We start from the raw sequence: 14,775 nt of genomic DNA on the forward strand, positions 1-14,775 counted from the left end.
CGCAGGTCGGTAGGGTTTCGACATGCCGACCGCGATGATCACGGGCGCCTCACGGGGGCTCGGGACGGCGATCGCCACGGCGCTCGCCGACAGCCACACACTGTTTCTGGCCGGGCGACCGTCGGCGGCGCTCGACGAGGTCGCCGCGCAGTTCGGCGCGACCACGTGGCCGATCGACCTGGCTGACGTCTCCGGTATCGAGGCCGCGGTCGAGCCGATCATCGAGCTCGACGTGCTGATCCACAACGCGGGCGTGGCGTTCCCTGGCCGGGTCGCCGAGTCCACCGTCGACGAGTGGCGCACCTCCATGGAGGTCAATGTCATTGGCGCGGTTGCCCTTACGCTCGCGCTGTTGCCGGCGTTGCGGGCCGCGGGCGGACACGTGCTGTTCGTGAACTCGGGGTCGGGGATCAACGCGTCGCCGGGATTGGCGTCGTACTCGGCCAGCAAGTTCGCCTTGCGGTCGTTCGCCGACTCACTGCGTGCCGATGAGCCGTCGCTGCGGGTGACGTCGGTGCACCCGGGCCGGATCGCCACGGAAATGCAGGAGGGTCTGGTCGCCTACGAGGGCGGCGAGTACGACCCGTCGCGGTTCCTGAGCCCGCAGAGTGTGGCGAAGGTGATCGCCGATGCGGTGCACACCCCGCCCGACGCCCACATGCACGAGGTCATCGTCCGCCCCCGCTAGTAGTTCGGTGATTTCGGTGTAGTTTGTCGCGGCAGGCGCAACCAGTTACACCGAAATCGCCGATTTGATGAGCGCTATCACGCGGTCGGGGTACTCCGTGAGGTCGAGCCAGGTGAAGCGCAGCACCTGCCACCCCAGAAGGGTTATGTCGTTCTGTCGCACCCGATCCTGATGGAACTCGTCAGAACCGATATGGAACGCCAAGCCGTCAACTTCGATGGCGACCTTCTGGCCCTTGAATCCCACGTCGACGCGATATTTGCCCACCGGGTAGTTCGCTTGCCACCCGGTGATCCCGGCCTCCCGGAGCAGCCTGAGCAGCAGCCGCTCGGCCGTCGACCGCGCGCCGTCCGACGCCGCCTGCAGAAGTACGCGCGCCGCCGGTGAACCGTAGCGGCCCTTGTTGCGGAGTTGGGCGCGCCACAGATCCCGCAGCGCTACATCCGCCTGGAGTGCGCGATCCATGATCTTTGCGCCATCGCGTGTCCGGACGGCGGCCTCAAGAACGGTCAATGGTCGGGAGGTGACGCGTAGCCCCTTGCATTCGACGATGTCCTCGGATGCGAGGTTCCGGCGGCGCATCCTCACGCCGCTGGGAGCTCGGCCGCTGCCGTTGCGAGGCATGGTGACGTCAACGAGATTCGGTGCGAAGCGGGTGAGGCTGTGCCACCACGCAGCTGTCAAGCCGCTCGCGACGGCAGTCTCCCCGCAACTCCACACCCCGACGCGTATACGCGCGGCGTCACTGAATGGCCGGTCGTCGACGAAGTAGACGCCGCGTGCGCACTGCCGCCACTGTCCGGACCGCACGCGCCTGTGAACGGCGGACCTGCTCATCCCCATGAGGCGAGCCTGGCCGAGCGTCAGCACACCGTCGTGCCGACGGAGATGAGCGTTGAGCACTTAGTGATGGACGCGGCAACCGCTCCTCCGGTTCCCTGTGCCGCTATTTCGGTGTCAATGGTTGCGCCAGTCGCAACCAACTACACCGAAATCGCGCGTTAGACGACGATGTTGACGAGGCGGCCGGCCACCACGATGACCTTCTTCGGCGTTGCGCCGTTGATGAACGCCTGAACCTTCTCGTCGGCCAACGCGGCGGCTTCCAGCGCGTCGGCATCCGCGTCCGCGGCGACCGTCACCCGGCCGCGCACCTTTCCGTTGACCTGCACGGGGTACTCGACGGTCTCCTCGACCAGATACTGCGGGTCGGCCACCGGGAACGGGCCCTGCGCCAGCGACGATTCGTGACCCAGGCGACGCCACAACTCCTCGGCCAGATGCGGGGCCAGCGGCGCGACCATCAACACCAGCGGCTCCAACGCCGCGCGTGCCGTCACCCCCTCCTTGGTCAGGTGGTTGGTGTACTCGATCAGTTTGGCCGCCGCGGTGTTGTTGCGCAGGCTCGTGTAATCGTCGGACACTCCGGCGATGGTGCGGTGCAACAACTTCAGCGTCGGCTCGTCGATCGCCTCGTGTTCGGCGACGCGGTTGGCGCCGGTCTCCTCGTCGACCACCAGGCGCCACACCCGCTGCAGAAACCGGTGTGCGCCCACGACGTCCTTGGTGGCCCACGGCCGCGACGCCTCCAGTGGCCCCATCGACATCTCGTAAACCCGCAGTGTGTCCGCGCCGTAGTTGTCGCAGATCTCGTCGGGTGAGACCGAGTTCTTCAGGCTCTTGCCGATTTTCCCGAACTCCTGGAAGACCTCTATTTCACCGTCAGGGCCGGGCCAGTAGAACTTGCCCTCCCGCTCAACCACTTCCGCGGCGGGCACGTATGCGCCGCGGGAGTCGGTGTAGGCGAACGCCTGGATGTAGCCCTGGTTCACCAGCCGGCGGTAGGGCTCAGAGGAGCTGACGTGGCCGAGGTCGTAGAGCACCTTGTGCCAGAACCGCGCGTACAGCAGGTGCAGCACCGCGTGCTCGACGCCGCCGACGTACAGGTCGACACCACCCGGGTCGTCGGCTCCGTGTTCGAGGGGCCGCGGCCCCATCCAGTAGGCCTCGTTCTCTTTGGCGCACAACTCCTCTGAGTTGTGCGGGTCGGTGTAACGCAGCTCGTACCAGGAGCTGGCGGCCCACTGCGGCATCACGTTGGTGTCGCGGGTGTAGCGCTTGAGCCCGTCGCCGAGATCCAGCTCGACGTTCACCCAGTCGGTGGCCTTGCCCAGCGGCGGCGACGGCTCGCTGTCGGCGTCGTCGGGATCGAACAGCACCGGCGAGTAGTCGGGTACGTCGGGCAGCTCGACCGGCAGCGCGGACTCCGGCAGCGCGTGCGCGCGGCCGTCCTCGTCGTAGACGATCGGGAACGGCTCGCCCCAGTACCGCTGACGCGCGAAAAGCCAATCGCGCAGCTTGTATTCGACGCGCTCCCGGGCGCGACCCTCTGCCGCCAACCGCGCGGTGATGGCCTCCTTCGCCGAGGCCACGCTCAGCCCGTTGAGGTAGTCGGAGTTGACGATCTCGCCTTCTCCGGTGTACGCGTCCTGCGAGACATCGCCGCCGGCAACGACTTCCACGATCGGCAGCCCGAACTGGTTGGCAAATTCCCAGTCGCGCGGGTCGTGTCCCGGCACCGCCATGATAGCTCCGGTGCCGTAGCCCAGCAGAACGTAGTCGGCGATGAAGATCGGCACGCGTTGACCGTTGGCGGGATTCGTCGCATACGCGCCGACGAACACACCGGTCTTGGTCCTGTTCTCCTGCCGCTCCAGGTCCGACTTCGCCGCGATCGCCGCGCGGTAGGCGGCGACGGCTTCGGCGGGCGTCGCGGCGCCGTACGTCCATCGCTCGGCGACACCGGAGGGCCACTGGTCGGCGACCACCTTGTCGACTAGTTCGTGCTCGGGTGCCAGCACCATGTACGTCGCGCCGAACAGGGTGTCGGGGCGGGTGGTGAACACCTCGATGTCCCCGACCTCGGTGCCGAACAAGACCGATGCCCCCGTCGACCGGCCGATCCAGTTGCGCTGCATGGTCTTGACCTTCTCCGGCCAGTCCAGCAGTTCGAGGTCGTCGAGCAGGCGATCGGAGTACGCCGTGATGCGCATCATCCACTGCCGCAACCGTTTACGGAACACCGGGAAGTTCCCGCGCTCGCTGCGGCCGTCGGAGGTGACCTCCTCGTTGGCCAGTACCGTGCCCAACCCCGGGCACCAGTTCACCAGCGAGTCGGACTGATAGACCAGCCGATACGAGTCGATGACGTCGGCGCGCTCACCCTTCGACAGGTCCGTCCACGACCGGCCGTCGCCGAGGCTGCGCGCCCCCGACTCGAACTGCTCGACCAGTTCCACGATCGGCCGGGCCTTCTGTGCGGTTGGGTCGAACCACGCGTTGTAGATCTGCAGGAAGATCCACTGCGTCCACTTGTAGTAGTCGACGTCGGTGGTGGCGAAGCTGCGGCGCGAGTCGTGACCGAACCCCAGCCGGCCCAGCTGGCGCCTGAAGTTGACGATGTTGGCCTCGGTGCGAATCCGGGGATGCGTCCCGGTCTGGATGGCGTACTGCTCGGCGGGCAGACCGAACGCGTCAAACCCCAAGGCGTGCAACACATTATGCCCGGTCATCCGGAAGTACCTGGCGTAGACGTCGGTGGCGATGTAACCGAGCGGGTGCCCGACATGCAAGCCCTCACCCGACGGATACGGGAACATGTCCAGGACGAACATCTTGTCGGGGGGCACCGGCGAACCGTCGGCGGGCGCCAGCGACCCGACGGGGTTCGGCACGTGGAAGGTCCCCGCGTCGGCCCACCGCTGCTGCCAGGTGCGCTCGATCTGCCCGGCCAGCTCCGCGGTGTAGCGGTGCTGCGGGGTGTCTGTGGTCGGCGCGTCTGTCACGTGAACAGGGTATAAGCACCGATATTCGCGGTGCTTCGGCCACGGGTCGGTCTCGGTTGCATTGCGGGGAAGTCAGAACACGGTTGCAGGTCGATTCCGACGCTGGTCGCCGTGCTTCGCGGGTCGATACAGTCAGCGCCTGACCTCTTCCCGTGCAGCTCGGAAGGACCGACGCAGATGATCGAGATCGCCCCTCGCTGGCGGATATTGGCCGCAAGTGTGGCCACCGCCACCGCCGGCGTCCTCGGCTTTGCGGGCACGACCGCATCGGCCGAACCTCTCGTTCCGCAGCCACCCCAGCCCGCGTTGCCCACGGTCACGCAGACCGTCACGGTCACACCGAACGCCCAGCCCCTCACCCAACAGGGGGTGACCGCACCGGGTGTGACGTCTGCCACCGCGGGGACTCCGGCCGGCGCGGCGGCCCAAGCCGGCGCAGCAACTCCGGCAGGCGTTGCGACTCCGGCGGGCGCGGCGACTCCCGGTGCGGCAACGCCAGCGGGCGCGGCCACTCCGGCGGGCGCGGCGACACCGGCCGGTACCGCGGCCCCGGGCCTGGCCGCCCAACCCGTCCCCCCGGCGCCGGTCGCGACGATCATGCCCGCCACCTCCGGCACGCTCACCGAGTTCTTCTCCGACAAGGGGGTCAAACTCGAGCCACAGAACAGCCGCGACTTCAAGGCGCTCACCATCGTGCTGCCGATGCCGCGCGGCTGGGAGCACGTCCCGGACCCGAACGTCCCCGATGCCTTCGCGGTGATCGCGGACCGGGTCGGCGGCAACGGGTTGTACACCTCGAACGCTCAGGTCGTGGTGTACAAGCTCGTCGGCGACTTCGACCCCAAAGAGGCGATCAGCCACGGCTTCATCGACAGCCAGCAGCTGCCCGCATGGCGCAGCACCGACGCGTCGCTGGCCGAGTTCGGGGGCATGCCGTCGGCGTTGATCGAGGGAACCTACCGCGAGAACAACATGACGCTGAACACCTCGCGGCGTCACGTCATCGCCGTGGCCGGACCGGACAAGTATCTGGTGTCGCTGTCCGTCACCACGAGCGTCGACCAGGTTGTCCCGGCCGCTGAGGCCACGGACGCAATCGTCAACGGTTTCCGGGTGACGGTCCCCGGGGCGCCCGCCGCAGCACCCCCCGCTGCGCCTGCCGCCCCCGGTGCACCCGCCCCGGCCGCTCCCGGCGCGGCATCGCCGGTGTCGAATCCGCCGTCAGCAGCGACGGCGCCGGCCGCCCCGCGGTCCCCGAGCGCGACTGCGCTGGGAACCCAGCCGGGCCTGCCGGGTTAGGCCCGTCCCCCGGGCGAAGCCTGGCGCCCGGGGGACGTCCCAACTCGTCGATCGCGACGGGCCTCGATATCCTGTGGCCCATGCTCATCGCCGCGGTGCTCTGCCTGTGCGCTGCCGGCGCCATCGCCGCGGTCGGTGGATGGCTACTCAGCCGACCGCAACCCGAAGACCCCGTGCGCACGGTGTTGCGCTCGGTGGCGCCGACCCAACTGGCGGCCGCCGCGATGCTGGCAGCCGGCGGTGCGGTCGCACTGGCGGCCGATCCCGGCACGGCCCTCGTCGTGTTGATCGTCTGCGTGGTCGGAGCGCTGGGAACCGTCGGAGCCGGATGCTGGCAGAGCGCGAAAATGGCCGTCCGGCTATCGCGCGCTGAGCGCAGCGAGGCGGGCGGTTGCGGCGGCGCGTGCGCCACCTGCACGCTGTCCTGCAGTTGAGGTCTAGTTGCGGCTGACGTCGATCGGATGCGTGGCGAGCAACGACAGCGGAAGGGGCTGTCTGCGCAGCACCCGCGACCACAGGTCAATCTTCGGTTCGACCAGAACGTCGGACGGTAGGGCGGACAACACGATCCAGTCGTCGCGCTCGATCTCGCCTTCGAGTTGGCCGATCGTCCACCCCGAGTAGCCGGCGAAGATCCTTATCCCTTCCACCACCGGGGCGATCGAGTCGGGATCGGCGTCCAGGTCGACCATCACCATCCGCCCCTGCACATGGCGCAGACCGGGGGCGTCGGCGGGCTCCATCCCGGCGCGCAGCGTCGCCAGGCACAGCGCCGCATCGCGTTTGACCGGTCCGCCGATGAACATCGTCTTCGGTTTGGCGGCCAGCTTGGCCCACTGGGGCAACACGTTGTAGACCGCGGTCTCGCTCGCCCGGTTCAGGACGACGCCGAGCGTGCCGCCGTCGTTGTGCTCGACGACGTAGATGACGCTGCGGCGGAACGTCGGCTCCAGCAGGTCGGTGTTGGCGAGAAGCAACGTCCCCGCCCGCACTCGAGGCGCGGCAGGGGCGATGAAATCCTCCGGGTCCTCTGACTGCGCCACCCGTCCATCATGGCACCGGCAACGCCTGTCGTGGCGGACAAGCGCGACGCCGCCGCGATATTTGTACTGTGGATGCGGTCCGATCCGCCGCTTCTGAGAACGTGATCTCCCGTGCCCGATTTCCGCGCGCCCGTCGCCGTCTGGCGGTCGGTGCGCAGCCTGCCCGAGTTTCGGCGTCTGCTGGAACTGCGGCTGGTGAGTCAGTTCGGCGACGGCCTGTTCGCGGCAGGGTTGGCGGGCGCGATTTTGTTCAATCCGCAGCGCGCCGCAGAACCGTGGGCGATCGCCGGGGCGTTCGCGGTGCTGTTCCTGCCCTACTCGCTGCTCGGCCCGTTCGCCGGCGCGCTGCTCGACCGCTGGGATCGTCGGCTGGTGCTGGTCGCGGCGAACGCCGGCCGCCTGGTGTTGGTGCTGGCCGTCGCGCAGCTGCTCGAATCCGGCGCGGGCGACCTAGCGATCCTGTGCTGCGCGCTGATCGTCAACGGGTTCACCCGCTTCGTGTCGTCGGGGTTGTCGGCGGCGCTGCCGCACGTGGTGCCCAGAGAACAAGTGGTGGCGATGAACTCGGTTGCGATCGCGACCGGTGCCGCGGCCGCGTTCCTCGGCGCCAACTTCATGCTGCTGCCCCGTTGGCTGTTCGGCGCCGACGACGCAGGCGCCGCGGTCATCATCTTGATCGTGGCCGCCCCGGTGGCGCTGGCGCTGTGGCTGGCGTGGCGTTTCCCGCCGCGGATGCTGGGGCCCGACGACAGTGCGCGTGCCGTACACGGCTCGGTGCTCTACGCAGTCGCCACCGGTTGGGTGCACGGCGTGAAAACCGTGATCGCGGTGCCCGCCGTGGCCGCCACGCTGACCGGGCTGGCCGCGCATCGGATGGTGTTCGGGATCAACAGCCTGCTGGTGCTGGTGATGGTGCGCCACACCGACACTCAACAGGTCGCCGGGCTGGGCACCGCGGTGCTGTTCGTCGCGGCGACCGGCGCGGGGGCCTTCATCGCCGCCGCGATCATGCCGGTGGCGGTGCGCCGCTGGGGCCGGTACGCCACGGCCAACGGCGCCTTGGCGATCGCTGCGCTGGTCCAGCTGGCCGGGTCCGGGCTGCAGCTGGCGATGATGGTGGTGTGCGGGTTCCTGCTCGGCATGGCCGGTCAGGTGGTCAAGCTGTGCGCGGACAACGCCATGCAACTCGACGTCGACGACGGCCTGCGCGGCCACGTTTTCACCGTGCAGGACTCGCTGTTCTGGATGGCATTCATCGGCGCGATCGCGTTGACGGCGAGCGTGATTCCTGCGGACGGACACCAACCCGCGCTGGCGTTGGCCGGCGTCGGCGTATACCTCGCCGGTCTGGCCGCGCACGCGGCGATCGCGAGACGAGCGGCTCCGACCCCGGGTTAAGGTGACCGGCATGGCTGGTGCCGCGCCGATGGTGGCCGACCTGCGCGCCGAGAGCGACGAACTCGACGGCCTCGTGGCCGATCTTCCCGCCGCGCGGTGGGCCGAACCCACTCCGGCAGAAGGCTGGACGATCGCTCACCAGATCGCGCATCTGCTGTGGACCGACCGTGTCGCGTTGACCGCCGTCACCGACGAGGCCGCGTTCGCCGGCCTGCTCGACGAGGCGGGCAAGAACCCGACCGGCTTCGTCGACGCAGGCGCCGAGGAGTTGGCGGCCATGCCGCCAGCGGACCTGCTCGACGAGTGGCGCACGACCCGGTCCCGGTTGCACGACGAGCTGCTGACCGTCGCCGAGGGCCGCAAGCTGCCCTGGTTCGGCCCGCCGATGAGCGCCGCGTCGATGGCGACCGCGCGGCTGATGGAGACGTGGGCACACGGACTCGACGTCGCCGACGCCCTCGGTGTGCGCAGACCGCCCACGGCGCGGTTGCGCTCGATCGCCCACATCGGCGTGCGCACCCGCGACTTCGCGTTCGTGGTCAACGGCCGTCAGCCGCCTGCCGAACCGTTCCGCGTCGAGTTGCGCGCCCCGGACGGGTCGACGTGGTCGTGGGGACCGGAGGACGCCGACCAGCGGGTCACCGGTTCGGCGGAGGACTTCTGCATGCTCGTGACCCAGCGGCGCCCGCCCGCGGAACTCGAAGTGCGCGCCGTCGGCGACGACGCCGAACAGTGGCTGGGCATCGCGCAGGCGTTCGCCGGCCCGCCGGGGTCTGGCCGCGACTAGCCCGCATCACAGTTCGACGGCCGAATCGGCGCGGCCGTCGCCGTCACTGTCGGTCAGCTTGATGTCCCATTTGCCGTCGGCATCGGCGTCGACGTAGGCGTTCTCGCCGGCGAGCACCCGATCGGCGAGCCCGTCTGCGTCGGCGTCCACCAGTCGGTCGTCGACGTGGCCGTCGGCGTCCAGGTCGACCGTCGGCCCACCGAATTGCTCGACCTCGTCGAGGCCGAACCAGCGCAGCCCGCGCTCGACGCTGAGCGTCCAGGTTCCGGTGCCGTCGTCAGCGAAATGGGTTGCGGCGTCGGCATGGTCGCGCACGAGGCGCTCGGCGATACCGTCGTCGTCCAGGTCGGCCATCGCGTCGTCGAGCATGCCGTCGCCGTCGAAGTCGAGCCCGACCGCTTCGAATACGCCGTCACCGTCGACATCCACGTCGGGCGTCGCGGACCAGATCGTCGCTGAGCCGTCGCCGTCACCGAGGCAGTAGTCCATGACTGATGAGACGCACCGCTCCAGCCGCAGGTTCCACACGCCTCCGCCTCGCTCGAGACCGACGCAATGGTCGAATTCGCGCGCGCTGACCAACCGAAACGTCGGGCTCGGCGAGTGAGTCCGCTGTGCGGACCCGGCGCGTGGTTACTGCCCGCCGCGGGCGTTCCACCACGCCAGCAGTTCCTCGACGGCCTCGTCGCGCGACAGCGGTCCGCGGTCCAAACGCAGCTCCTTGAGGTACTGCCACGCCTGGCCGACCTGAGGACCGGCGGGAATGCCGAGGATCTCCATGATCTCGTTGCCGTCGAGATCGGGGCGCACCCGCGCGAGATCCTCCTTCTCGGCGAGTTCGGCGATCCGCTGCTCGAGGTCGTCGTAGTTGGCCTGGAGCCGGGCCGCGCGACGCTTGTTGCGCGTCGTGCAGTCGGCCCGCACCAACTTGTGCAGCCGCGGCAGCAGCGGACCGGCGTCGGTCACGTACCGACGCACCGCCGAATCCGTCCACTTGCCGCCGCCGTAGCCGTGGAACCGCAAGTGCAGGTACACCAGCTGCGATACGTCGTCGACCATCTGCTTGGAATACTTCAGCGCGCGCAGCCGTTTTCGCGCCATCTTCGCGCCGACCACCTCGTGATGGTGAAAGCTCACCCCGCCGTCGGGTTCGTGCTTGCGGGTGGCGGGCTTGCCGATGTCGTGCAGCAGCGCCGCCCAGCGCAGCACCAGATCGGGTCCGTCGTCCTCGAGCGCGATCGCCTGCCGCAGGACGGTCAGCGAATGCCAGTAGACGTCCTTGTGCTGGTGGTGTTCGTCGATCGCCATGCGCATCGCGCCGACCTCGGGCAACACCACCTCGCCCAGCCCGGTCTGCACCATCAGGTCGACGCCCGCGACCGGGTCGGCGCCGAGCAGCAGCTTGTCCAGTTCGGCGGCCACCCGCTCGGCGGTGATGCGTCCCAGCTGCGGCGCCATCTCCACCAGCGCGCTGATCACGCGCGGTGCGACGGTGAACTCCAACTGCGAGACGAATCGCGCGGCGCGCAGCATGCGCAGCGGGTCGTCGCCGAACGACACCTCGGGCGCGGCGGGGGTGTCGAGCACCTTCGCGCGCAGCGCCGCCAGCCCGTTCAGCGGGTCGTGGAAGCCGGCGGGTCCGTCGGCGGTGATGCGCACGGCCATCGCGTTGGCGGTGAAGTCGCGCCGCACCAGGTCGTCGTCGAGGTTGTCGCCGAAGCGCACCTCCGGATTGCGGGACACCTGGTCGTAGGTGTCGGCGCGGTAGGTGGTGATCTCGAGACGCTCGTCACCCTTGGCGACGCCGAGGGTGCCGAATTCGATGCCGGTGTCCCACAGCGAGTCGGCCCACGGCCGCAGCAACTTCTGCATCCGGTCGGGGCGGGCGTCGGTGGTGAAGTCGAGGTCGGTCAGCGCACGGCCCAGCAGCGCGTCACGGACACTGCCGCCGACGAGATACAACTCATGACCGGCGTCGGCGAACAGCCGGCCGAGTTCGCGCAGCACCTCGCCGTGGCGGTTCAGCTCCACTTGCGCGGTGGCAAGGAGTTCGGCGTCGGTGGAGGAGGCGGGCACGTTCGGACAGCCTAGTCAGGCGACGATCAAGCGGCCCCCGGGCCGCGTTGAGGAGCCGGACAATCCAACCTAGTCAGGCGACGATCAAGCGGCCCCCGGGCCGCGTTGAGGAGCCGGACGATCCAACCCAGTCAGGCGACGACCAAACGGCCCCCGGGCCGCGGAGCCACACAAATGTGCAACGGCTCTATCACGACCGGTGAGTGCGGCGGGGGCGAATATGCGTGGCAGCTACTATCGCTTGGGTGTCGGACGGCGAACAGGCCAAACCACGACGGCGCCGCGGGCGACGTCGTGGCCGACGCGCGGCAGGTCCGCCCGAGGCCGCACCCGACCCATCGGCGCAGCGCCGCCCCATACCGCAGCCACCGGCCGGCCACACAAACGCCGCACCGAAGAACGGTGCCGCCGTCGACGGGAACAAGGACGGCAAGCGCGGGCAGTCCAAGAAGTCGCGGCCGCGGCGGCCACCCGACCGGCTGCGCACCGTCCACGAAACCTCGGCGGGTGGGCTGGTCATCGACGGTATCGACGGCCCCAAGGAGAGCCAGGTCGCCGCGCTGATCGGTCGCATCGACCGGCGCGGGCGCATGCTGTGGTCGCTGCCCAAGGGCCATATCGAAATGGGTGAGACCGCCGAGCAGACGGCCGTCCGCGAGGTCGCCGAGGAGACCGGCGTGCAGGGCAGCGTGCTCGCCGCGCTGGGCAGCATCGACTACTGGTTCGTCACCGAGGGCCGCCGGGTCCACAAGACCGTGCACCACTACCTGATGCGTTTCCTCGGCGGTGAGCTGTCCGACGAGGACGTCGAAGTCACCGAGGTGGCGTGGGTGCCGCTCAAGGAACTGCCCAAGCGGCTGGCCTACGCCGACGAACGCCGCCTCGCCGAGGTCGCAGGCGAGTTGATCGACAAGCTGCACGCCCACGGCCCCTCCGCGCTGCCGCCCCTGCCCCGCTCGTCGCCGCGGCGCCGCCCCCAGACGCACTCGCACACCCGCAACCGTCGTCCCGACGAACGCCCCCAACCGTCCCCGGGGGCCGAGCGGTGGGGACGACGCCCGCCCGAAGGGCAGGGGGACGAGTGGGGGAATATGCAGCCAGGCCGCCGGACGAACGGTTGCGGACAGGGCTCGTGACCGCCGCAGCGCTGCCGCGCGCGCTGGCCGCGCTGATCGTGCTGGCGCTGAGTGCCCTACCGCTCGTCCTGCCGCCTGCGGGCACCGCCCAACCCGATTCGACGCCGTTCCTGCAGGTCCGCGTCGACCGCGTCACCCCCGACGTGGTGACCACCACCAGCGAGCCGGTGGTCACGGTGGCCGGCGCCGTCCTCAACGTCGGCGACCGGCCGGTGCGCGATGTGGTCGTTCGGTTGGAGGATGCCGCGGCGGTGCGGACGTCGACCGGCCTGCGCACCAACCTCACCGGCGACGTCGACCAGTACGAGCCGATCGGCGAGTTCGTCCCCCTCTCGCCGGAACTCGCTCGGGGACAAGAGGTTCCGTTCACCCTGTCCTATCCCCTGCGGTCGGCGGACCGGCCGTCGCTCAGCATCGACGAGCCCGGCGTGTACCCGGTGATGGTCAACGTCAACGGCACCCCCGACTACGGCGCGCCCGCCCGCCTCGACGACGCCCGCTTCCTACTGCCGGTGCTCGGCGTCCCACCCGACCCGGGCGCCGAATCAGGTGACGCGGTCACGGCGATCACAGCGCCCGACACGTCCAAGCCGGTCCGGCTGACGCTGCTGTGGCCGATCGCCGACCGGCCGCGGCTGGCCGCGGGCGCACCGGGCGGCGCCACCCCGGTACGGCTCGTCGATGACGAGCTGGCGTCCTCGCTGGGACCGGGCGGGCGCCTCGACACGCTCCTGTCGGCCGTCGAGTTCGCCACCAGCCCCCAGGTCGATCCCGACGGACGGGTGCGCGCTGCGACATGTCTGGCCGTCGACCCTGATCTGCTCGTCACCGTCAACGCGATGAGGGGCGGCTACGTCGTCAACAACGGACCCGACGCGGGGTCCGGCACCCCCACCCGCCCCGGTACCGGGCAGGACGCGGCGGTGGCGTGGCTGAACCGGCTCACGAACCTGGCGACTGGCATGTGCGTCGCCTCCACCATTTATGCGCAAGCCGACCTCGACGCGCTCCGCCGCGTCCGCGACCCCGGACTCAGCCGGATAGCGACCCGCTCCGCGGGCGACATCGTCGACCAGATTCTGGGGGTCACCTCGGTGCGCGGCGCCAGCCTGGTCGGCGACGGTCCGCTGACCGGCCCCGCGGTGCGTCTGCTGTCGGACCAGGGTGGCCAGACGGTGGCCGTCGCGGCCGCCGAATCGGGCTCGGACGACGGCACCGACGTCGCGGACTCCGGGGTCGCCGACACCGAGCCGGTCCGCTACACACCGCAGGTCGTCGCGGCGCCGTTCGACCCGGCCGTCGGCGCGGCGCTCGCCGGTGCGGGCACCGACCCCGTGGCGCCGGGGTATCTGGACCCGTCGCTGGACATCCCGCTGCAACACGATTCGGCGGTGGCCCGGCGCCAGGACGCCCTGGGGGCCGTGCTGTGGCGCGCCCTCAATCCCGACGTCTCCCCGCGCACCCAGATCCTGATGCCGCCGATGGCGTGGAGCATCGGCCCCGACGACGCGCGGGCGATGTTCCGGGCGGTCGCCACGGCGATCAACGCCGGGCTCGCCGAACCGCGACCGCTCACCGCGGTGATCGGCGAAGGCAGCGCCGTCCCGCCCGACGACATGTCCCCGCTGCCCAGCGACGAGCTGGGCGACCCCGACGCCCGCTTCGACGACGCCGTCGTGTCGGGTATCGCCGCCGTCACCGGACGGTTGTGGGGGCTGACCGCGGCGCTGACCACCGACGAACGCACGGGGCTGACCGGATACGGCTACACCGCCCCGCTGCGCGAGGACATGCTCCGCGCACTGAGCCAGTCGGTGCCGCCCGACACCCGCAACGGCCTTGCGCAACAACGACTCACGACGGTCGGACACACCGTCGACGACATCTTCGGAGCGGTCACGATCGTCAACCCGGGCGGGGCCTACACGCTGGCGACCGAACGCAGCCCGCTGCCGCTGGCGCTGCGCAACGACCTGCCGGTACCGATACGGGTCCGCCTCGACGTCGACGCACCACCGGGGATGACGGTCACCGACATGGGCGAGATCGTGCTGCCACCGGGCTACCTTCCGCTGCGGGTCCCCATCGAGGTGCACTTCACCCAGCGCGTCGCCGTCGACGTCGCGCTGCGCACGGTCAACGGTCTGCCGCTCGGGGAACCGGTACGGCTGTCGGTGCACTCGAACGCCTACGGCAAGGTGCTGTTCTTCATCACGCTCTCGGCGGGCGCCGTCCTGGTACTTCTGGCCGGGCGTCGGCTCTGGCACCGGTTCCGCGGCCAGCCCGATCCCGCCGACCTCGACCGTCCCGACCCGCTCGAGGTCGCGCTGCACTACGACGACGACACCGACACAACCTTGAGCCGGGCCGGACGCCGAGGCTCGGGCACCCGCGGCGGTGCCGAGTGAGCACCCCCGCGCCGCCACCTCGACCCCACCCGCAGGCACCGCCTGTCTCTTATACACATCTCCGAGCCCACGAGACCGATCAGTATCGGGGATGG

12 protein-coding genes are annotated in these 14,775 nt (G+C 69.8%); 7 read left to right on the plus strand and 5 right to left on the minus strand.

Annotated features, from left to right (window positions below):
- The first annotated feature begins 22 nt into the window (after positions 1-22).
- Positions 23-688 carry an SDR family oxidoreductase gene (locus tag A5759_RS06175; RefSeq protein WP_066843287.1) on the plus strand — a complete coding sequence of 222 codons (666 nt, stop codon included), beginning with the start codon at positions 23-25 and terminating at the stop codon, positions 686-688.
- A 45-nt stretch (positions 689-733) separates the two neighbouring features.
- Here the strand turns inward: A5759_RS06175 and A5759_RS06180 are convergent, their stop codons facing one another.
- Both A5759_RS06180 and leuS read right to left on the minus strand, forming a co-directional pair.
- The gene (locus A5759_RS06180; RefSeq protein ID WP_068195178.1) at positions 734-1,591 is read right to left on the minus strand and encodes a type IV toxin-antitoxin system AbiEi family antitoxin domain-containing protein; all 858 of its coding nucleotides are present in this window, start codon (positions 1,589-1,591) and stop codon (positions 734-736) included.
- Between the two features lie 98 nt (positions 1,592-1,689).
- Positions 1,690-4,533: a leucine--tRNA ligase gene (gene leuS, locus A5759_RS06185; RefSeq protein WP_068195180.1), complete on the minus strand. Its 2,844-nt coding sequence runs from the start codon at positions 4,531-4,533 to the stop codon at positions 1,690-1,692.
- Between the two features lie 177 nt (positions 4,534-4,710).
- Between leuS and A5759_RS06190 the strand changes: the two genes are divergently transcribed.
- A complete protein-coding gene (locus A5759_RS06190) occupies positions 4,711-5,832 on the plus strand; it encodes an LpqN/LpqT family lipoprotein (protein ID WP_068195185.1) in 1,122 nt (373 codons plus the stop codon).
- 80 nt (positions 5,833-5,912) lie between these two features.
- Positions 5,913-6,266 (plus strand): hypothetical protein, encoded by a 354-nt coding sequence (locus A5759_RS06195; RefSeq protein WP_068195188.1) that lies wholly within the window; start codon positions 5,913-5,915, stop codon positions 6,264-6,266.
- Positions 6,267-6,269: 3 nt separating this feature from the next.
- On the opposite strand, the gene A5759_RS06200 is transcribed toward A5759_RS06195, so the two are convergent.
- Complete coding sequence (locus A5759_RS06200) at positions 6,270-6,875, minus strand: YqgE/AlgH family protein (protein WP_064399019.1); 606 nt, start codon at positions 6,873-6,875, stop codon at positions 6,270-6,272.
- Between the two features lie 111 nt (positions 6,876-6,986).
- Between A5759_RS06200 and A5759_RS06205 the strand changes: the two genes are divergently transcribed.
- Together A5759_RS06205 and A5759_RS06210 are read left to right on the plus strand one after the other, a co-directional pair.
- A complete protein-coding gene (locus A5759_RS06205) occupies positions 6,987-8,273 on the plus strand; it encodes an MFS transporter (RefSeq protein ID WP_068195190.1) in 1,287 nt (428 codons plus the stop codon).
- Between the two features lie 10 nt (positions 8,274-8,283).
- Complete coding sequence (locus A5759_RS06210; protein WP_068195248.1) at positions 8,284-9,060, plus strand: TIGR03084 family metal-binding protein; 777 nt, start codon at positions 8,284-8,286, stop codon at positions 9,058-9,060.
- A gap of 6 nt (positions 9,061-9,066) precedes the next feature.
- Here A5759_RS06210 and A5759_RS06215 read toward each other — a convergent pair whose 3' ends face one another.
- Complete coding sequence (locus A5759_RS06215; RefSeq protein ID WP_068195251.1) at positions 9,067-9,549, minus strand: pullulanase; 483 nt, start codon at positions 9,547-9,549, stop codon at positions 9,067-9,069.
- A gap of 144 nt (positions 9,550-9,693) precedes the next feature.
- Entirely contained in the window at positions 9,694-11,136 is a 1,443-nt protein-coding gene (locus tag A5759_RS06220) for a CCA tRNA nucleotidyltransferase (protein WP_068195193.1), read from the minus strand.
- 245 nt (positions 11,137-11,381) lie between these two features.
- Here A5759_RS06220 and A5759_RS06225 point away from each other — a divergent pair, with 245 nt between their 5' ends.
- Positions 11,382-12,272 (plus strand): NUDIX hydrolase, encoded by an 891-nt coding sequence (locus tag A5759_RS06225; RefSeq protein ID WP_082962007.1) that lies wholly within the window; start codon positions 11,382-11,384, stop codon positions 12,270-12,272.
- Positions 12,269-14,680 carry a hypothetical protein gene (locus A5759_RS06230; RefSeq protein ID WP_082962008.1) on the plus strand — a complete coding sequence of 804 codons (2,412 nt, stop codon included), beginning with the start codon at positions 12,269-12,271 and terminating at the stop codon, positions 14,678-14,680. The genes A5759_RS06225 and A5759_RS06230 overlap by 4 nt, the downstream gene beginning before the upstream one ends.
- Positions 14,681-14,775: the final 95 nt, after the last annotated feature.

Origin of the sequence: Mycobacterium sp. 852014-52144_SCH5372336, assembly GCF_001665615.1 — a bacterium.
GTDB lineage: Bacteria > Actinomycetota > Actinomycetes > Mycobacteriales > Mycobacteriaceae > Mycobacterium > Mycobacterium neumannii_A.